The sequence below is a fragment of the Streptomyces sp. NPDC058274 genome (assembly GCF_042881375.1).
Lineage (GTDB): Bacteria > Actinomycetota > Actinomycetes > Streptomycetales > Streptomycetaceae > Streptomyces.
Map to the genome: position 1 here is coordinate 24,890 of NZ_JBHVXW010000023.1, position 18,531 is coordinate 43,420.

Here is an 18,531-nt window from a genome sequence, read left to right on the forward strand (position 1 = left end):
TATGCGGGGGATATTTCGGCGCCTGGTCACGGGCGGAACGGGTGCGGAGGCGGGCGGGCGCGGCGGGGGCATCCGCACCGGCATCAGATGGAAGCTGAGCGCGGCGATCGCGCTGGTCGGGGCGCTGGTGGCGCTCGCACTGAGCCTGGTCGTGCACAACGCGGCGCGGGTGTCGATGCTCGACAACGCGCGCGACCTGGCGGACGAGCGCATCCAGGTCGCCCAGCGCATCTACGAGTCCGGGCGGACCCAGTCCTTCGGGGTCAAGGTCGACGACCCGGCCATCCCGCCGGACCTGTTGGCGAAGGTCGCCCAGGGGCGGCGCGCCACCTATGTGTCCGACGGGCCGCACGGCGTGCCGGACATCTGGGCCGCGGTGCCGCTCAAGGACGGCCGGGTGCTGTCCCTGCACTCGGCGTTCACGGACCGCAGCGCGACGGTGATGAAGGACCTCGACCAGGCGCTGCTCATCGGCTCCATCGCGGTGGTCTTCGGCGGTTGCGCGCTCGGTGTGCTCATCGGCGGCCAGCTGTCGCGCCGGCTGCGCAAGGCCGCGTCCGCCGCGAACCAGGTCGCCAAGGGCGACACGGACGTCCGCGTACGGGACGCGATCGGCGGTGTCGTACGGGACGAGACCGACGACCTCGCGCGGGCGGTGGACGCCATGGCGGACGCGCTCCAGCAGCGCATCGAGGCCGAGCGCCGGGTGACCGCCGACATCGCGCACGAACTGCGCACCCCGGTGACCGGACTGCTGACGGCCGCCGAACTGCTGCCCCCCGGCCGCCCGACGGAGCTCGTACGGGACCGGGCGCAGGCCATGCGCACCCTCGTCGAGGATGTCCTGGAGGTCGCCCGGCTCGACGGGGCGTCCGAGCGGGCCGAGCTGCAGGACATCATGCTGGGTGAGTTCGTGTCCCGGCGGGTGGCCGCGAAGGACGCGGACATCCAGGTGCTCGTGGTGCATGAGTCGGAGGTCACCACCGATCCCCGGCGGCTGGAGCGGGTGCTGTTCAACCTGCTCGCCAACGCGGCACGGCACGGCAAGCCGCCGATCGAGGTGTCCGTCGAGGGCCGTGTCATCCGCGTACGCGACCACGGGCCCGGTTTCCCGGAGAAGCTGCTCCACGAGGGCCCGAGCCGCTTCCGTACGGGCAGCACCGACCGCGCGGGCCACGGACACGGGCTGGGCCTCACGATCGCGGCCGGCCAGGCCCGGGTCCTCGGCGCCCGGCTCACCTTCCGCAACGTCCGCCCGGCCGGCGCCCCGGACGACGTACCCGCCGAGGGCGCCGTGGCAGTGCTGTGGCTACCGGAGCACGCGCCGACGAACACGGGCAGCTATCCGATGCTGCCGGCGTCGGGAAGCTGAGCCCCTCCCCCCGGCGGGCCGCTTCCCGGGCGGTCGGCGGGGGGTGCCGGGGCCGGGCCCGAGACAGGCGAAGGCCCCCGGGGCGGACAGCGCCGGGGGCCTTCGGGCCGAGGTGAAGGAGGTGTCGGACGGCCTCTGCAACCGCTGACTACGCTCCCGCGGCATCCCCATCCACGGCCTCGGCCGGCTTTCCGGGTCCCGCTCCCTTGAGGGGGACCTCCTTCACGAAGACCGAGGCGACCACGGCGACGATCGCCACGATGGCTCCGAGCTGGAACGCCGAGTGCGTACCGCTGGAGACGGCGTGCTGGTACGCCTCACGCGCCACGGCCGGCAGCTTGGCGAGGCTGGCCGCGTCCAGCTGCGCGGACTGCTCGGTCATCTTGGAGCCGAGCGCACCCGCCCGCTCGGCCATGACGTCCTGGACCCGGTGGTTGAACAGGGCCCCCATGATCGCGACGCCGAAGGACGAGCCGAGCGTACGGAACAGGGTGGTCGACGAGGAGGCGACGCCCATGTCCTTCATCTCGACGCTGTTCTGCGCGACCAGCATGGTGATCTGCATCAGGCAGCCCATGCCCGCACCGAGGACGGCCATGTACAGCCCGGACGTCAGCCGGGTCGTGTCGGTGTCCATCTGGGCGAGCAGGAACAGCCCCACCGTCATCAGGATGCTGCCGACGACCGGGAAGACCTTGTACTTGCCGCTGTTGGTGGTGACCCGCCCGGCGATCATCGAGACCACGAGCATCGCGCCGAGCATCGGCAGGAGCAGCAGACCGGAGTTGGTCGCGGACGCGCCCTGGACCGACTGCTGGTACAGCGGCAGGAAGAGGACGGCGCCGAACATCACGAAGCCGGTGATGAAGCCGATGACCGACATCAGCGTGAAGTTGAGGCTGCGGAAGATGTGCAGCGGCACGATCGGCGCGGCGGCCCTGGTCTGGACGAACAGGAAGCCGACGAGCGCGGCGACACCGATGCTGATGAGCTCCATGATGCGGGCCGAGCCCCAGGCGTACTCGCTGCCGCCCCAGGTGGTGACGAGCACGATGGAGGTGATGCCCACGGTCAGCAACCCGGCGCCCAGATAGTCGATGCGCCCCTCTACCCGCTTCTTCGGCAGATGCAGGACGGCACTGATGGCGATCAGCGCGACGACACCGAGCGGCAGGTTGATGTAGAAGGACCAGCGCCAGCCCCAGTGGTCGGTGATGGTGCCGCCGACCAGCGGTCCGGCGATCATGGCGAGCGCCATCACGCCGGCGATCATGCCCTGGTACTTGCCGCGCTCCCGCGGGGGGATCAGGTCACCGATGATCGCCATGACGCCGACCATCAGACCACCGGCGCCGAGGCCCTGAATGGCGCGGAAGCCGATCAGCTGGCCCATGTCCTGGGCCATGCCGCTGAGCGCGGATCCGATCAGGAAGAGCACGATCGACGTCATGAAGACGCCCTTGCGCCCGTACATGTCGCCGAGCTTGCCCCAGATCGGGGTGGAGGCGGCGGTCGCGAGCGTGTACGCGGTGACCACCCATGACAGATGTTCGAGGCCGCCCAGCTCGCCGACGATCGTGGGCATCGCCGTGCCGACGATCATGTTGTCGAGCATCGCGAGCATCATCGCGATGAGCAGCGCGGTCAGAACCACCCGCACGCTGCGCGGCTGCTGTCCGGTCGCGTCCTCGACCTGTTGTTCCGGCTGCTTTCCGGGCGGTGCGACCGCCGTTTCCGTGAAGTCCGCCATCGTCCCACTCCCCTGAGTACCGCCCGGTCGGATGCCCCACCTGGCTACTTACTTGCCGACCGGCAAGCTGGCTACACTCAGGGAAGGTAGACCCGTAACTAGCCGGGCGTCAAGTAAGTTTAGCTGGGCTTGACTAGCCGGGCGTCAAGTAAGTTTTCAGGGAGCGCAAGGAGTACGAGGATGGGCGGCACCATGGACGGCACCAAGCGACAGCGCCGCGGCGACACCCGCCAGCGCATCCAGGACGTGGCCCTCGAACTCTTCTCCGAGCAGGGCTACGAGAAGACATCTCTGCGCGAGATCGCCGAGCACCTCGACGTCACGAAGGCAGCGCTCTACTACCACTTCAAGACCAAGGAAGAGATCCTCATCAGCCTCTTCGAGGACCTCACGAGGCCCCTGGACGAGCTGATCGAGTGGGGAAGCGCCGAGCCGCGCTCCCTGGAGACCAAGCAGGAGGTCCTGCGCCGCTACAGCGAGGCCCTCCAGGGCGCCTCCCCGCTCTTCCGCTTCATGCAGGAGAACCAGGCGACGGTACGAGAGCTGAGCATCGGCGAGACCTTCAAGGACCGCATGCTGGCCATGCGCGACATACTCCGGGAGCCGGAGGCGCCGCTGACCGACCAGGTCCGCTGCATCAGCGCACTGTTCACGATGCACGCCGGGATGTTCGTCCTCAACGACGTCGAAGGCGACCCCGAGGACAAGCGCAAGGCGGTCCTGGAGGTCGCGATCGACCTGGTGACCCAGGCGCACCGCGGCGCCTGAGTCCCCGGGCACGGTCAGACGGTGACGCCCTTGTCGCGCAGGAAGGCGACGGGGTCGACGGCCGAGCCGTAGTTTGGGGTCGTACGGATCTCGAAGTGCAGGTGCGGGCCGCTGGAGTTCCCGGTGCTGCCGGACAGCGCGATGTGCTGACCGGTGGAGACGACCTGGCCGACCTTCACATCGATCCGCGACAGGTGGGCGTACTGCGAGTACGTGCCGTTGCCGTGCTTGATGACGACGGCGTTGCCGTACGCGGGACCGTCGCCGGCGCCGTTGCCGCCGGCCTTGACGACGGTGCCGCCGTGCGCGGCCATGACCTGCGTACCGGTGGACACCGCGAAGTCCTGCCCGCTGTGGGTGGACGACCACATGTTGCCGGCCTGGGCGAAGCTCGCGGAGAGCGTGTACTTCTTCACCGGGTCGATCCAGGAGGCGGCCTTCTTGGCCGCCGTCTGCTTCGTCGTCGCGGCGGCCTTCTTGGCGTCGGCGGCGGCCTTGGCCTGAGCGGCGGCCTGGGTCTGCAGCGCGCCGGCCGTCGTACCGGCGGCGGAGCTGTCGAGGGTGGTGCCGGCGGCGGCCGCGACCCCGGTGCCCAGCGCGACCGAGGCTCCCAGGCCGACGGCCAGGACGGCCGCCCTCGTGCGGAGACGGGACGTGCGGGAGGAACGGGACGTGACGCGCTTCGACATGGAGACCTCTTCGGGACGGGGACGAGGGCAAAGAAACCCACCCGACGCACAGGCACCTGTCGGATGGACCATCCCTTGGTAACCCGCACCCCCGGAGACTCCCAAAACGGTGATCTACGACGAAGGTTCGTACTTCATCTCAAAACTTTCGACTCCTTGACAGAGCGCCCGGCTCCCAGAGGATCTACCTCATATCCACCTGAAAACGAGGTTTAGCCCCACATCGGGGCCTCGCCACCACCGGCGAACCGGCCTGCCGGGCCCTTCGGCCCCCGACGCCCCTTCGCCCTTCGAGGTTCCAGGCCAAAGGTCCTTTTTGTCCCTCCCATCGTTTCCACTATTCCGCCTAGTAACGGACAAATCGCCTGTGCGTCATGTCACCGGCCGCCTCGGTCCGAGGGCGCAAAAAGGGGCTGCCCCAGGACCGGAGTCCTGGGGCAGCCCCTGTGCGAAGCGAAGCCGGAGGCTACGCCTCCTTGCTCAGGTTGGGACCGGCACCGCCGGCCGCCTGCTCGATCGGCGGGACGTCGGGCAGAGCCGACTTCTCCTCACCCCGGAAGGTGAAGGTCTGCGCCTCGCCCTCGCCCTCGGTGTCCACGACCACGATGTGGCCCGGACGCAGCTCGCCGAAGAGGATCTTCTCCGACAGCGTGTCCTCGACCTCGCGCTGGATCGTGCGACGCAGCGGACGCGCGCCGAGCACCGGGTCGTAGCCCTTCTTGGCGAGGAGCTCCTTCGCGGACTGGGCGAGCTCGATGCCCATGTCCCGGTCCTTGAGGCGCTCGTCGACCTTGGTGATCATCAGGTCGACGATCTCCAGGATGTCGGACTGCGTGAGCTGCGGGAAGACGACGACGTCGTCCACACGGTTGAGGAACTCGGGGCGGAAGTGCTGCTTGAGCTCGTCCGCGACCTTGTTCTTCATGCGCTCGTAGTTGGACTTCGTGTCACCCTGCGCCGCGAAGCCCAGGTTGAAGCCCTTCGAGATGTCCCGCGTGCCGAGGTTGGTCGTCATGATGATGACCGTGTTCTTGAAGTCCACGACCCGGCCCTGGGAGTCGGTCAGCCGACCGTCCTCCAGGATCTGCAGCAGCGAGTTGAAGATGTCCGGGTGGGCCTTCTCGACCTCGTCGAACAGGACGACGGAGAACGGCTTGCGGCGGACCTTCTCGGTCAGCTGACCGCCCTCTTCGTAGCCCACGTAGCCGGGGGGCGAACCGAAGAGCCGCGAGACCGTGTGCTTCTCGCTGAACTCCGACATGTCGAGGGAGATCAGCGCGTCCTCGTCACCGAAGAGGAACTCGGCGAGCGCCTTGGACAGCTCGGTCTTACCGACACCGGACGGACCGGCGAAGATGAACGAACCACCCGGACGCTTCGGGTCCTTGAGGCCCGCACGCGTACGACGGATCGCCTTCGAGAGCGCCTTGACGGCGTCCTTCTGGCCGATGACCCGCTTGTGGAGCTCGTCCTCCATGCGCAGCAGACGCGAGGACTCCTCCTCGGTCAGCTTGAAGACCGGGATGCCGGTGGCGGTCGCGAGGACCTCGGCGATCAGCTCGCCGTCGACCTCGGCGACGACGTCCATGTCGCCGGCCTTCCACTCCTTCTCCCGCTTGGCCTTGGCGGCCAGGAGCTGCTTCTCCTTGTCGCGGAGGGAGGCGGCCTTCTCGAAGTCCTGCGAGTCGATCGCGGACTCCTTGTCGCGGCGCACGCCGGCGATCTTCTCGTCGAACTCGCGGAGGTCCGGCGGCGCCGTCATCCGGCGGATGCGCATCCGGGAGCCCGCCTCGTCGATCAGGTCGATCGCCTTGTCGGGCAGGAAGCGGTCCGAGATGTAGCGGTCCGCGAGCGTCGCGGCCTGGACCAGAGCCTCGTCCGTGATGGAGACGCGGTGGTGCGCCTCGTAACGGTCGCGCAGGCCCTTGAGGATCTCGATCGTGTGCGGGAGGGAAGGCTCCGCCACCTGGATCGGCTGGAAGCGGCGCTCAAGGGCCGCGTCCTTCTCGAGGTGCTTGCGGTACTCGTCCAGAGTCGTGGCACCGATGGTCTGCAGCTCACCGCGGGCCAGCATCGGCTTCAGGATCGAGGCCGCGTCGATGGCGCCCTCGGCGGCACCCGCACCGACCAGCGTGTGGAGCTCGTCGATGAACAGGATGATGTCGCCGCGGGTGCGGATCTCCTTGAGGACCTTCTTCAGGCGCTCCTCGAAGTCACCGCGGTAGCGGGAGCCGGCGACCAGCGCGCCGAGGTCCAGGGTGTAGAGGTGCTTGTCCTTGAGGGTCTCGGGCACCTCGCCCTTGACGATGGCCTGCGCCAGGCCTTCGACGACGGCGGTCTTGCCGACGCCGGGCTCGCCGATGAGGACCGGGTTGTTCTTCGTACGACGGGACAGCACCTGCATGACCCGCTCGATCTCCTTCTCGCGCCCGATGACCGGGTCGAGCTTGGACTCACGAGCGGCCTGGGTGAGATTCCGGCCGAACTGGTCGAGGACCAGGGACGTGGAGGGCGTGCCCTCGGCAGGACCACCACTGGCGCCGGCGGTCTCCTTGCCCTGGTAGCCGGAGAGCAGCTGGATGACCTGCTGCCGCACCCGGTTGAGATCGGCGCCCAGCTTGACCAGGACCTGGGCGGCGACGCCCTCGCCCTCACGGATCAGGCCGAGCAGGATGTGCTCCGTGCCGATGTAGTTGTGGCCCAGCTGAAGGGCCTCGCGGAGCGACAGCTCCAGGACCTTCTTGGCACGGGGGGTGAAGGGGATGTGCCCGGACGGGGCCTGCTGACCCTGCCCGATGATCTCCTCCACCTGCTGGCGGACCGCCTCGAGCGAAATCCCGAGGCTCTCCAGGGCCTTAGCGGCGACACCCTCACCCTCGTGGATCAGGCCCAGGAGGATGTGCTCGGTGCCGATGTAGTTGTGGTTGAGCATCCGGGCTTCTTCCTGAGCCAGGACGACAACCCGCCGCGCGCGGTCGGTGAACCTCTCGAACATCGTTAATCGCTCCTCAGAGCGGTCAGGCAGTAAGGGGACGCTCCCCTCCCTGTCCTTCCGCAGCTTAGTCCCGCAAGCGGGGACCGCTCATTCCAACTGCCGACACCGTCCTTGGCCTCCTGACCCCGAACGCCGACATATGCTCCAACCCGATGGTGCGAGACGATGTTCCCGCAGGCCAGGCAGTTACCCCCACCATCAGTACGCCGATGGCGAACGTGAGACCGCCCTTCCTTGCGTGTCGCCCCCTCCCACTAGGGATGTCTTACCCGCACGCACTGACACTCCATGCGGCGCGCACCGGTTCCCTCCGCTATGGGCGAACAACCGCGCGCCACTGAGTGTCTCCGCACGCCCCCGGAACCGGCACTCTGCGCATTCGCCGAAACACCCAGCGTAACTCCGGGCGTCTCCGGGCGGTTGCTCCTGGCATGGCTCCCACCGTTCCTCTCCCCCGTCGGCCGCTCGACGCGGACAGCGCTGCCGCCACCGGCGATCCGGTGCGGCACTGGTACGAGAACGAGCTGGGCTGGACGACCGTGCCCGGGACGCCGGTGCGGCTGGTCACGGGGCTGCGCTTCGACGTCCTCGAGGTACCCGCGGAGGCGGGTTTCGCGGCGCTCCGGCATCTGGGGCCGACGTCTCCGGTGGCCCTGCAGGGGGACCGGATGCGGCTGCTGGTGGCCGAGGGGAGCGCGGACGAACTGCCGGGTCTGCTCGACTGGCTGGAGTGGGGCGCTCTCGCGCTGGATCTCACGGCGATCGGCGCGGGCGAATCCGTCGAGGCGCCGGTGCCGCCCGGCTGGGGCGTGCCGACGGCGCGGGCGGGCGGGAGTGCCGCCTCGGGCCGGGGCGACCTGGCCGGCTCGCAAGGGGCCGCGTTCTGGCTGCGGCCCCCGGAGCCCCGCTGCGAGGTGGAACCGTCATTGCCGACTCTGTCGGCGCTCGGCGGCCGTGCGATCGGAGAAGGCGGTGGGGGCGCCCCCGATCTCGTACGACTCGTGGACACGATGGCAACGCAGTGCCACCGTGTCCGGCTGCGACGCGTGAGCGCTCAGCCGTTGGCCTTCTCGTACTCTTCGCGAATGGACGCGGGAACACGGCCGCGGTCATTGACCTCGTAGCCGTTCTCCTTGGCCCACGCGCGGATCTGCGCGGTGTCCTGGCTGCCGCCGGAAGTGGCGCGCGCCTTTCCGCGTCCGCCCGAAGCACGGCCCCCGGTACGACGGCCACCCTTCACGTAGGCCTCGAGAAGCCCACGGAGCTTGTCCGCATTGGCGGTCGTGAGATCGATCTCGTACGTCTTGCCGTCCAGCGCGAACGTCACGGTCTCGTCCGCCTCGCCACCGTCGAGGTCATCGACAAGAAGGACCTGAACCTTCTGTGCCACCGGATTTCCTTTCATCGATAACTTCAGGGACGGGGGTCCGCGGCGTACGCCACTGTTTCGTCCCCTGTTATATGCAGTACTGCAGTACGTCGGAAAGCAAACCGCTTTTGCTGGAAAAACACAAACCCCTGGCAGAGACTCACTGGCCGCGGGAAGCCCGGAAACGTGCGCGTTTCGGACATAGGGCACCCGGGCAAGGGTGGTCACCGGAATAGTCGCCGGCGATCACAGATGCAGTAGCATCCGGCTGTTGCCCAAGGTGTTCGGTTTCACTCGTTCGAGACCGAGGAACTCGGCCACACCCTCGTCATAGGAACGCAGTAGCTCGGCGTAGACATCGGTGTCAACGGGTGTCTCACCGATCTCCGTGAAGCCGTGCTTCGCGAAGAAGTCGACTTCGAAGGTGAGACAGAAAACCCGGCGAACGCCGAGCCAGCGTGCAGTCTGCAGCAACTTCTCCAGCAACTGATGACCCACCCCCGCCCCCCTGACCGTGGGGTTCACGGCGATGGTGCGGACTTCCGCGAGGTCTTCCCACATCACATGCAACGCGCCGCAACCGACCACCTGCGCGTTGTCATCGCGTTCCGCGACCCAGAACTCCTGGATGTCCTCGTAAAGCGTCACCGTCGCTTTGTCGAGCAGGATGCGGCGCTGGACGTAGGAGTCAAGGAGCTCGCGCACGGCCGGGACATCGCTCGTCCTGGCCCGCCGGACAGTGATGGCTTTTGCGGTGTCTTCGCGACGCTCTGCCGGAAGCTCTGCTGGATCCTCTGCTGGCATGGGCGGACGCTATCGCCCGGTGTCGTCCTGAGCCGCGGCGGGGTTCTCGACGGGACGATCGGGGGTTTCGGAGGTTTCATCGGGAGGTCCGGGTGTTTCCGGGCCTTGGGCGATGCGTACGGCGTCCCGCAGCGCCTGGCGCTGTTCCTGGCTCATCATGCCGAAGAAGGCGACGAGAGCGGCGGCCGGGTTGTCGCTCTGGGACCAGGCGTCGTTCATCAGCGCGGCCGCGTAGGCGGCACGGGTGGAGACGGCTTCATATCGATAGGCCCGGCCTTCCGCCTCGCGGCGCACCCAGCCCTTCTGATGGAGATTGTCCAAAACGGTCATCACCGTGGTGTACGCGATGGACCGTTCCTGCTGAAGGTCTTCCAGGACTTCTCGAACGGTCACCGGGCGGTTCCACTTCCACACCCGCGTCATGACCGAGTCTTCGAGTTCTCCCAATGGGCGAGGCACAGCTCAGAACAATAGTGGGAGAAGCCGCCAATGGCGTGCCGGACGTGCGCTTTCAGCGGCAAACAGCAACAAAAAGGGCGTACGGCTCGGAAAATTCCTGAGCCGCACGCCGATGAGGGCGGCGTCGCACGCCGCGCGTGGTTCAGCTGTCGCGTCGTCCCGGAGCCGGGCTCAGGCGTCGGCGTCCCGGGAGGGCTGCCGGGTCGCCTCCGCGCGGGCCAGCGCGGCGTCGACCACGGCGTCCTCCTTGGCCTTGTTGGCCCCGCCCTGGGACTTCACCATCGTCACGATCAGACCGATGAAGAACACGGCCATCACTACCGGGGGCACGAGCGCGGAGACATAGTCCATGCCCTCCAGAGTAGCCACGGGGTGCCGTCCGGATCAGTCCGGGTCCGGACGAAAGCCGTCAGCCCGCCGCAAGTCGCTGACGAGGGTCCGCCGGCGCGGGTCCGGGCTTGCGCTTCGGCGGGAAGACCTCGCCCGGGGTGGGGATGGGGCGCTCCGGGCGCGGCGTCTTCTCCCCGGGCCGCGGCGTCGGCTCGGCGGGCTTTCCCGCGGGCTTCTTGGCGGGGTCCCCGGCGGCGCCACGCGCGCGCGTGAAGGCCGTGGGGCCCTCGGCGGCAAGCCCGCCCGGCAGGGCCAGCAGGCGCGTACGGGAGGCCGGGACGGTGGGGGTGGCCCTGACGGGGCGGCCGGCGAGGCGGGCGCGGACGTCCTGCTCCGCGAGCGTGCGGCAACGGTCCAGGAGCGCGGCCGCCACGGGGTTGCCGCGCAGTGCGCGGAGCGCGGCGAGGTCGTCGGGGTCCGGGCGGTAACCGGCGCCGAGCACGTCCTCCAGGAGGGCCAGGTAGCCGGCCGCGGTGCCGGGCAGCGCGGCCCGGTAGCGGGCCAGGTCGGCCAGCATGAAGGCCCGGAGCCTGGCTCCCTCACGGGCCGCTTCGTCGAGGGACTCGGCGAGGCGCAGACAGTCCTGGACGTCCTCGGCCGGGACGGGGCTGGGCTTGAGGGCGAGGGCGAGAGCACGGCGGAGCACACGCAGCTCCTCCGCGCCGAACGCCATGCCGCCGCGGGATCCGTATGGCGTGGGCATGCGGCGACGATACGCGCTAATCAGACAAAATCCGCATAACGGGGGTGTGCGGCGTGGTGGGAGCACTCGCGCGGACGCGGTCCTCGCCGGAGCCGGTCCCCGTGTCGACGCTGCCGCCCCGGTCCGTCACCCATCGCCTCCGCCGCCCCCGGGACGGACCCGGGGGCGGCGGGGGCACCCGTCAGGTACGGGACACGTTCCGCTCGTACACCAGGCGCAGCCCGATCAGCGTGAGCCAGGGCTCGTGCTCGTCGATCACGGAGGACTCGCCGAGCACCATGGGCGCGAGCCCGCCCGTGGCGATGACGGTGACGTCGTCCGGATCGTCGGCGAGCTCACGGGCCATGCGGTTGACGACGCCGTCGACCTGGCCGGCGAAGCCGTAGATGATCCCGGACTGCATGGCCTCGACGGTGTTCTTGCCGATGACCGCGCGGGGGCGGGCGACCTCGATCTTGCGGAGCTGGGCGCCCTTGACGCCGAGCGCGTCGACCGAGATCTCGATGCCCGGGGCGATCACACCGCCCACGTACTCCCCGCGCGCGCTGACCGCGTCGAACGTCGTCGCCGTACCGAAGTCGACGACGATCGCGGGACCGCCGTAGAGCTCGACGGCGGCGACCGAGTTGATGATGCGGTCCGCGCCGACCTCCTTGGGGTTGTCCGTGAGGATCGGCACGCCCGTCTTGACGCCGGGCTCGACGAGGACGGCGGGGACGTCGCCGTAGTACCGCCTGGTCACCTCGCGCAGCTCGTGCAGGACGGACGGGACGGTGGCGCAGATGGCGATGCCGTCGATGCCGTCGCCCAGTTCCTCGCCGAGCAGCGGGTGCATGCCCATGAGGCCCTGGAGGAGCACGGCGAGTTCGTCGGCGGTGCGGCGGGCGTCGGTGGAGATCCGCCAGTGCTCGACGATCTCCTCGCCGTCGAAGAGGCCGAGGACGGTGTGCGTGTTGCCGACGTCGATCGTGAGGAGCATCTGTCCTACTCCGCCTCGTCCGTCGACGCCGCGCGCAGGTCGAGGCCGATGTCCAGGATCGGCGCGGAGTGGGTGAGCGCGCCCACCGCGAGGTAGTCGACGCCCGTCTTCCCGTACACCTCCGCGTTGCCCAGGGTGAGGCGGCCCGAGGCCTCCAGGAGCGCGCGGCCGTGGACGACCGCCACGGCCTCCTCGCACTCGGCGGGCGTGAAGTTGTCCAGGAGGATCAGGTCGGCGCCGGCGTCCACGACCTCGCGGAGCTGGTGCAGGGTGTCGACCTCGACCTCGATGGGCAGCTCCGGGAAGCTCTCCCGTACGGCCTTGAAGGCCTGGGCCACACCGCCCGCGGCGACCACGTGGTTGTCCTTCACCAGGGCCGCGTCCGAGAGCGACATGCGGTGGTTCACGCCACCGCCCATGCGGACGGCGAACTTCTCCAGGGAGCGCAGTCCCGGTGTCGTCTTGCGGGTGTCCCGCACCCGGGCCTTGGTGCCCTCCAGGGCGTCCGCCCACGCGCGCGTGGCGGTCGCGATGCCGGAGAGCCGGCACAGCAGGTTCAGCGCGCTGCGCTCGGCGGTCAGGATGTCGCGCGTGCGGGTGGTGATGCTGAGGAGCCGCTGGCCCGCCTCGACGCGGTCGCCGTCGTCGACGTGCCGCTCGACCTCGAACTCGTCGGTGCAGACGACCGAGATGACGGCCTCCGCGACCCGCAGGCCGGCCACCACACCCGCGTCGCGGGCGGTGAAGTCGGCGGTGGAGACGGCGTCCTCGGGGATGGTCGCGACGGTCGTCACGTCCACGCCGTGATCGAGGTCCTCCTCGATGGCCAGGTGCGCGATGTCCTCGACCTCGACGGGGTCGAGCCCGGCGTCGGCGAGGAGCTGCGCGAGCGCGGGGTCGAGCCCGCACTCCAGGTACTCCTCGTCCGCGCCGGCGGCGCAGCCGCAGCCGTCGCCGCAGCCGCCGCTCGGGGCGAGGGGAAGGTCGGGGGTGCTCACTGCTGTCACTGCTCCTGGGGACGGGGCGCCGGCCGGGGGGTGGGAGTCCCCCCTGTTCGGGTGCGGCCGAGTGCCGGGGGGAGGGTCGGGGGGAAGTCTGCTGTGTCGGTGGTGCGTACGGCGAGGGTCCGGTCGGGATTCAGCCGTACGACGATGTGCCGGCGCCAGTCCGCGTCGTCGCGGTCGGCGTGGTCCTCGCGCCAGTGGCAGCCGCGGGTCTCCTCGCGCAGCAGGGCGGCGGCGACCAGGACGCGGGCCACGCACAGGAGGTTGGTGGCCTCCCAGGTGTCGACGCCGGGCTCGGACGTCTTGCCGTTCTCGTCCAGGGCTTCCCTGGCGTCGGCGTGCAGCCGCTGGAGGCGGTCGGCCGCGCCGGCCAGGGACCCGGCCGAGCGCAGCACGCCCGCGCCGTCGGTCATGATCCGCTGGATCGCGAACCGTGCCTCCGGGGCGAGCAGCGGGTGCGCGGGCTTCTCGGGGTGCGGGACGGGGACGGGCACGCGCGCGTGGAGGTGGCTCTCCTCGTGGTTCGCGGTGATGTCGGCCGCGATGCGCTCGGCGTAGACCAGCCCCTCCAGCAGCGAGTTGGAGGCGAGGCGGTTGGCGCCGTGGACGCCGGTGCAGGCGACCTCGCCGCACGCGTACAGCCCGGGGACGGTCGTACGGCCGCGGGGGTCGGTGCGCACGCCTCCGGAGGCGTAGTGGGCGGCCGGGGCGACGGGGATGGGCTCGGTGACCGGGTCGATGCCGTGGGCGCGGCAGGCGGCGAGGATGGTCGGGAAACGGTGCTCCCACATGTCCGCGCCGAAGTGCCGGGCGTCGAGGAACATGTGCTCGGCGTCCCGCTCCTGCATACGGCGCATGATGCCCTTGGCGACGATGTCCCGGGGAGCGAGCTCGGCCAGCTCGTGCTGTCCGAGCATGAAGCGCACGCCGTCCGCGTCGACCAGGTGGGCGCCCTCGCCGCGGACCGCCTCGGAGACCAGCGGCTGCTGGCCCTCGGCGTCCGCGCCCAGGAAGAGCACCGTCGGGTGGAACTGCACGAATTCGAGGTCGCTGACCTCGGCGCCCGCGCGCAGGGCGAGCGCGACACCGTCTCCGGTGGACACGGACGGGTTGGTGGTGGCCGAGAAGACCTGGCCCATACCGCCGGTCGCGAGGACCACGGCGGGGGCGTGCACGGCGCCCACGCCGTCGTGCTGGCCCTCACCCATGACGTGCAGCGTGACGCCCGCGGTGCGGCCGTCGGCGTCCGTCAGGAGGTCCAGGACGAGGGCGTTCTCGACCGTACGAAGTCCACGCGCGCGTACCGCCTCGACGAGCGCCCGGGAGATCTCGGCGCCGGTCGCGTCACCGCCCGCGTGCGCGATGCGGCGGCGGTGGTGGCCGCCCTCGCGGGTGAGCTCCAGGGCGCCCTCGGAGGACTCGTCGAAGTGCGCGCCGGTCGCGATCAGCCGGCGTACGGCGTCGGGGCCCTCGGTGACGAGGATGCGTACGGCGTCCTCGTCGCACAGGCCCGCGCCGGCCACCAGCGTGTCGTCCAGGTGCTGTTCGGGGGTGTCGCCGTCGCCGAGGGCCGCGGCGATGCCGCCCTGCGCCCAGCGCGTGGAGCCGTCGTCCAGCCGGGCCTTGGTGACGACGACGGTGCGCAGGCCCGCGGCCTCGCAGCGCAGGGCCGCGGTGAGTCCCGCGACGCCGGAGCCGACCACCACGACATCGGCCGCGATGGACCAGCCGGGGGCGGGCGCGTGCAGCCGTATGCCAGTACTGCCAGTACCTGTGCCGGTCACGAGGCGGCTCCGAAGGTCAGGGGGATGTTGTCGATCAGCCGGGTCGTGCCGACCCGGGCGGCGACGGCGAGGACCGCCTCGCCGGTGAAGTCGTCCGCGATCTCGGTGAAGTCCGACGGATCGACCAGGGCCAGGTAGTCGAGCACCAGCGGCGGCTGGAGGCGGGCCGCGTCGTCCAGGACGAGCCGGGCGGCGGCCCGCACGGCCGCAGGACCGCTGGTGGTGGTCGGGGCCGCCTTCGCCACCGCGTGCGCGTCGGCCGCGGCGCGGGACTCGCCTATGGCGCTGAGGGCCTCGGCACGCGCACGCGTGGCGGGCACTTCGCGGGCCCGCGCGCGCAGCGCCTCCTGGGCCGCGTGCCGGTCGCGGCCGGCGAACAGGGCCTGGGAGAGGGCCAGTGCGGTACGGCGCTCGTCGGACGACAGGTAGCGGTTGCGGCTGGACAGGGCGAGCCCGTCCTCCTCACGCACCGTCGGGACCCCGACGATCTCCACGCCGAAGTTCAAATCGCGCACCATGCGGCGGATCAGCGCGAGCTGCTGGGCGTCCTTCTGCCCGTACAGCGCCACGTCGGGGCGGGTGAGGTGGAGCAGCTTGGCGACGACGGTGAGCATCCCGTCGAAGTGCCCGGGGCGCGAGGAGCCCTCCCACCGCTCGCCCATGGGGCCCGCGCCGATGCGGACCTGGGGCTCGCCGCCGGGGTAGACCTCGTCCACGGAGGGGGCGAACACGACGTCCGCGCCCGCCTGTTCGGCGAGCTTGACGTCCGCGTCCAGGGTGCGCGGGTAGCGGTCGAGGTCCTCGCCCTTGCCGAACTGGAGCGGGTTCACGAAGACCGTGACGACGACTTCGCCCTCGGTCCCGGCGATCGCGCGGGCGGTGCGGACCAGCGTGGCGTGGCCCTCGTGCAGGGCGCCCATGGTCATCACGGCGACACGGCGGCCGGAGCACACGCGCGCGTGCAGCTCGCCGGCGGTGCGCAGCACAGCGGTGGTCATCGGTCGCTCCCGTCGGTGCGCGAAGAGGACGAGGACGTGGTCATCGGTCGCTCCGGTCGGTGCGCGGAAAGCCGGGTGGTCATCGGTCGCTCCCGTCAGTGCGCGGAAAGCGCGTGGTCATCGGTCGCTCCCGTCGTCGGGCAGGGCCGCGCCGTCGGCGAGTACCCCGAGCAGGTCCTCGGCGAGCTCCGGCTTCAGCAGTCCGTGGGCGAGGGCGCGGTCGGCGGTCGCGCGGGCCATCGCCAGATATCCGGCGACGGTGCCGGGGGCGCGCCTGCGCAGCTCGGAGACGTGCACGGCGACCGTGCCCGCGTCCCCGCGCGCGACGGGGCCGGTGAGGGCCGCGTCGCCCGACCTGAGCGCGTTGTCGAGGGCGGCGCCGAGCAGCGGGCCGAGCATCCGGTCGGGGGCGTCCACCCCCGCCGTGCGCAGCAGCTCCATGGACTGGGCGACCAGGGTCACCAGGTGGTTCGCGCCGAGGGCCAGTGCCGCGTGGTAGAGCGGGCGGTTCTCCTCGGCGATCCACTCGGGCTCGCCGCCCATCTCGATCACCAGTGCCTCGGCCGCCAGCCGCAGCTCGTCGGGCGCGGTGACCCCGAAGGAGCAGCCGGCCAGCCGCTGGACGTCGACCTGTGTGCCCGTGAAGGTCATCGCGGGGTGCAGCGCGAGCGGCAGCGCGCCCGCCCGGAGCGCCGGGTCGAGCACCCGCGCGCCGTACCGCCCGGAGGTGTGCACGAGCAGCTGGCCGGGCCGGACGGCGCCGGTCTCGGCGAGGCCCTCCACCAGGCCGGGCAGCGCGTCGTCCGGGACGGTCAGCAGGACCAGGTCGGAGCGCTCCAGGACCTGGGCCGGGGTGACCAGCGGGACGTCGGGCAGCAGCGAGGCGGCCCGCCTCCTAGAGGCGTCGGAGACCCCGGACACGGCCACCGGGCGGTGTCCGGCCAGCTGGAGGGACGCGGCGAGCGCCGGTCCGACCCGGCCGGCGCCGACGACGCCGACGGTGAGCCGCGCGGGGCGGTCCTTGGGGTCTGGCTGTTGGAATGTACTCACGCGACGGCGGCCTTCCCGTTCCAGTCCGCTCGGGGTACCGGACGATTTCTCGTCATGTTAACGCGATTGGTTCGAGGGCTGTTCGGTTGTCCACAGGCTGTGGGTTTCCGAACGCCTCCGGGGCCCCGGAAATGAGGTGCCGGTGCGGAGGGACCCACGGCATGATCCGGGGATGAGCGATACGGCGGAACACGGCGGCGAACGGACGGCCGAGGACGGCGAGGGGCGGTCCGCGGAGCCGCTCGTGGGGCCGGAGGCAGGGCCGGACGAGGCGTCGCCGGACGAGCGGCGGCGTGAGCGCCGGATGGCCGCGTACCGGGGTGCTCGGCACGTCCTGGCGCGTTCCGGGCACCGGGCCACGCTCCGCGAACGGCTGGCCCTCCTGGACGAGGCGGCGCAGGTCTACGACCTCGACGAGACCGTGGACGTCTACGGGAACCGGATCGTCGGTGCCCTGGAGGAGCGGGTCGCCGGACTGCTGGGCAAGGAGGCTGCCGCCTTCTTCCCCACCGGCACGATGGCCCAGCAGGTGGCCCTGCGCTGCTGGGCGGGCCGCACCGGCAACGCGACCGTCGCCCTGCACGCGATGAGCCACCCCGAAGTGCACGAACGGCATGCCCTCAGCACGGTCAGCGGCCTGCGCCCGGTCCGCGTGACGGGTGAGCCCCGGCTGCCGACCGCCGACGAGATACGGGACTTCGAGGAGCCGTTCGGGACGCTGATGCTCGAACTGCCCCTCCGGGACGCCGGATACGTCCTGCCCACCTGGGAGGAGCTCTCCGCGACCGTCGAGGCCGCCCGGGAACGCGACGCGGTGGTCCACTTCGACGGGGCCCGGCTGTGGGAGTGCACCCCGCACTTCGGCCGCCCCCTGGACGAGATCGCGGACCTCGCGGACAGCGTCTACGTGTCGTTCTACAAGTCCCTCGACGGCTACAGCGGCGCGGTGCTCGCCGGCCCGCGGACCCTGATCGACGAGGCGAGGACCTGGCGCCACCGCTACGGCGGCCAGGTCGCCCACCAGTTCCCGACGGTGCTCTCCGCCCTCATCGGCCTGGACCGGGAACTGCCGCGGCTGCCCGCATACGTGGCCCACGCGCGCGTGGTCGCCGAGGCGCTGCGCGAGGGTCTCACGGCGGCCGGGCTGCCCTGGTCGCGCGTCCACCCGGAGCAGCCGCACACCCACGAGTTCCAGGTCTGGCTGCCGTACGACTCCGAGGTGCTGGAGGACGCGGCGACCCGGCAGGCCGAGGAGACGGGGACGTACCTGTTCACCAACGCCTGGGACCGCGGCGGGCCCGCCCTGTCGTTCACCGAGGTCTCCGTGGGATCCGCGGGCCTGGCGTGGACGGCCGACGACGTCAGGGCAGCCGTCCGGGGCTTCGTGGAGCGGCTGCCCGACGGGCCGTGAGGAGGT

The 18,531-nt window shown here is 70.7% G+C and carries 17 protein-coding genes; 4 read left to right on the plus strand and 13 right to left on the minus strand.

Annotation, left to right across the window (positions count from 1 at the left end; all coding sequences use genetic code 11):
* Window position 1: 1 nt before the first annotated feature.
* On the plus strand, window positions 2-1,372 hold the full coding sequence (cseC, locus tag ACFVYF_RS32580) for a two-component system sensor histidine kinase CseC (protein ID WP_389461216.1): 1,371 nt from the start codon (window positions 2-4) through the stop codon (window positions 1,370-1,372).
* Between the two features lie 148 nt (window positions 1,373-1,520).
* Here cseC and ACFVYF_RS32585 read toward each other — a convergent pair whose 3' ends face one another.
* On the minus strand, window positions 1,521-3,122 hold the full coding sequence (locus ACFVYF_RS32585) for an MDR family MFS transporter (RefSeq protein WP_389461217.1): 1,602 nt from the start codon (window positions 3,120-3,122) through the stop codon (window positions 1,521-1,523).
* Window positions 3,123-3,302: 180 nt separating this feature from the next.
* Here ACFVYF_RS32585 and ACFVYF_RS32590 point away from each other — a divergent pair, with 180 nt between their 5' ends.
* Window positions 3,303-3,890, plus strand: a complete 588-nt coding sequence (locus tag ACFVYF_RS32590; protein WP_389461219.1) for a TetR/AcrR family transcriptional regulator — start codon at window positions 3,303-3,305, stop codon at window positions 3,888-3,890.
* 14 nt (window positions 3,891-3,904) lie between these two features.
* Here ACFVYF_RS32590 and ACFVYF_RS32595 read toward each other — a convergent pair whose 3' ends face one another.
* Window positions 3,905-4,579: a M23 family metallopeptidase gene (locus tag ACFVYF_RS32595; protein ID WP_389461221.1), complete on the minus strand. Its 675-nt coding sequence runs from the start codon at window positions 4,577-4,579 to the stop codon at window positions 3,905-3,907.
* A 466-nt stretch (window positions 4,580-5,045) separates the two neighbouring features.
* Entirely contained in the window at window positions 5,046-7,574 is a 2,529-nt protein-coding gene (locus ACFVYF_RS32600) for an ATP-dependent Clp protease ATP-binding subunit (RefSeq protein ID WP_389461223.1), read from the minus strand.
* A 431-nt stretch (window positions 7,575-8,005) separates the two neighbouring features.
* On the opposite strand from ACFVYF_RS32600, the gene ACFVYF_RS32605 reads away from it, so the two are divergent.
* Window positions 8,006-8,698 (plus strand): SCO3374 family protein, encoded by a 693-nt coding sequence (locus ACFVYF_RS32605; RefSeq protein WP_389461225.1) that lies wholly within the window; start codon window positions 8,006-8,008, stop codon window positions 8,696-8,698.
* Here the strand turns inward: ACFVYF_RS32605 and ACFVYF_RS32610 are convergent.
* From ACFVYF_RS32610 to ACFVYF_RS32655, 10 genes are all read right to left on the minus strand, one after another.
* Complete coding sequence (locus ACFVYF_RS32610; protein ID WP_389461227.1) at window positions 8,629-8,964, minus strand: Lsr2 family protein; 336 nt, start codon at window positions 8,962-8,964, stop codon at window positions 8,629-8,631. The genes ACFVYF_RS32605 and ACFVYF_RS32610 overlap by 70 nt on opposite strands.
* 225 nt (window positions 8,965-9,189) lie before the next feature.
* A complete protein-coding gene (locus ACFVYF_RS32615) occupies window positions 9,190-9,747 on the minus strand; it encodes an amino-acid N-acetyltransferase (RefSeq protein ID WP_389461229.1) in 558 nt (185 codons plus the stop codon).
* 9 nt (window positions 9,748-9,756) lie between these two features.
* Entirely contained in the window at window positions 9,757-10,194 is a 438-nt protein-coding gene (locus tag ACFVYF_RS32620) for a BlaI/MecI/CopY family transcriptional regulator (protein WP_389461231.1), read from the minus strand.
* A 183-nt stretch (window positions 10,195-10,377) separates the two neighbouring features.
* Entirely contained in the window at window positions 10,378-10,557 is a 180-nt protein-coding gene (locus tag ACFVYF_RS32625; protein WP_389461233.1) for a hypothetical protein, read from the minus strand.
* A 58-nt stretch (window positions 10,558-10,615) separates the two neighbouring features.
* Window positions 10,616-11,269, minus strand: coding sequence for a hypothetical protein (locus ACFVYF_RS32630; protein WP_389461412.1), 654 nt, complete (start codon window positions 11,267-11,269; stop codon window positions 10,616-10,618).
* Between the two features lie 211 nt (window positions 11,270-11,480).
* Window positions 11,481-12,278, minus strand: a complete 798-nt coding sequence (locus ACFVYF_RS32635; protein WP_383291202.1) for a type III pantothenate kinase — start codon at window positions 12,276-12,278, stop codon at window positions 11,481-11,483.
* Between the two features lie 5 nt (window positions 12,279-12,283).
* On the minus strand, window positions 12,284-13,276 hold the full coding sequence (gene nadC / locus ACFVYF_RS32640) for a carboxylating nicotinate-nucleotide diphosphorylase (RefSeq protein WP_389461235.1): 993 nt from the start codon (window positions 13,274-13,276) through the stop codon (window positions 12,284-12,286).
* A gap of 5 nt (window positions 13,277-13,281) precedes the next feature.
* The gene (locus ACFVYF_RS32645) at window positions 13,282-15,066 is read right to left on the minus strand and encodes an L-aspartate oxidase (RefSeq protein WP_389461237.1); all 1,785 of its coding nucleotides are present in this window, start codon (window positions 15,064-15,066) and stop codon (window positions 13,282-13,284) included.
* Window positions 15,063-16,064, minus strand: coding sequence for a pantoate--beta-alanine ligase (panC, locus tag ACFVYF_RS32650; RefSeq protein ID WP_389461238.1), 1,002 nt, complete (start codon window positions 16,062-16,064; stop codon window positions 15,063-15,065). The genes ACFVYF_RS32645 and panC overlap by 4 nt, the downstream gene beginning before the upstream one ends.
* Before the next feature lie 117 nt (window positions 16,065-16,181).
* Window positions 16,182-17,114 carry a Rossmann-like and DUF2520 domain-containing protein gene (locus tag ACFVYF_RS32655; RefSeq protein WP_389461240.1) on the minus strand — a complete coding sequence of 311 codons (933 nt, stop codon included), beginning with the start codon at window positions 17,112-17,114 and terminating at the stop codon, window positions 16,182-16,184.
* 172 nt (window positions 17,115-17,286) lie between these two features.
* On the opposite strand from ACFVYF_RS32655, the gene ACFVYF_RS32660 reads away from it, so the two are divergent.
* Window positions 17,287-18,525: a threonine aldolase family protein gene (locus ACFVYF_RS32660; RefSeq protein ID WP_389461241.1), complete on the plus strand. Its 1,239-nt coding sequence runs from the start codon at window positions 17,287-17,289 to the stop codon at window positions 18,523-18,525.
* The last annotated feature ends 6 nt before the right edge of the window (window positions 18,526-18,531 follow it).

Excerpts from the sequence above, each read along its gene's own strand:
- cseC (WP_389461216.1), top strand. The coding sequence starts at position 2 with ATGCGGGGGATATTTCGGCGCCTGGTCACGGGCGGAACGGGTGCGGAG.
- ACFVYF_RS32585 (WP_389461217.1), bottom strand. The coding sequence starts at position 3,122 with ATGGCGGACTTCACGGAAACGGCGGTCGCACCGCCCGGAAAGCAGCCG.
- ACFVYF_RS32590 (WP_389461219.1), top strand. The coding sequence starts at position 3,303 with ATGGGCGGCACCATGGACGGCACCAAGCGACAGCGCCGCGGCGACACC.
- ACFVYF_RS32595 (WP_389461221.1), bottom strand. The coding sequence starts at position 4,579 with ATGTCGAAGCGCGTCACGTCCCGTTCCTCCCGCACGTCCCGTCTCCGC.
- ACFVYF_RS32600 (WP_389461223.1), bottom strand. The coding sequence starts at position 7,574 with ATGTTCGAGAGGTTCACCGACCGCGCGCGGCGGGTTGTCGTCCTGGCT.
- ACFVYF_RS32605 (WP_389461225.1), top strand. The coding sequence starts at position 8,006 with ATGGCTCCCACCGTTCCTCTCCCCCGTCGGCCGCTCGACGCGGACAGC.
- ACFVYF_RS32615 (WP_389461229.1), bottom strand. The coding sequence starts at position 9,747 with ATGCCAGCAGAGGATCCAGCAGAGCTTCCGGCAGAGCGTCGCGAAGAC.
- ACFVYF_RS32625 (WP_389461233.1), bottom strand. The coding sequence starts at position 10,557 with ATGGACTATGTCTCCGCGCTCGTGCCCCCGGTAGTGATGGCCGTGTTC.
- ACFVYF_RS32630 (WP_389461412.1), bottom strand. The coding sequence starts at position 11,269 with ATGGCGTTCGGCGCGGAGGAGCTGCGTGTGCTCCGCCGTGCTCTCGCC.
- ACFVYF_RS32635 (WP_383291202.1), bottom strand. The coding sequence starts at position 12,278 with ATGCTCCTCACGATCGACGTCGGCAACACGCACACCGTCCTCGGCCTC.
- panC (WP_389461238.1), bottom strand. The coding sequence starts at position 16,064 with ATGACCACCGCTGTGCTGCGCACCGCCGGCGAGCTGCACGCGCGCGTG.
- ACFVYF_RS32660 (WP_389461241.1), top strand. The coding sequence starts at position 17,287 with ATGAGCGATACGGCGGAACACGGCGGCGAACGGACGGCCGAGGACGGC.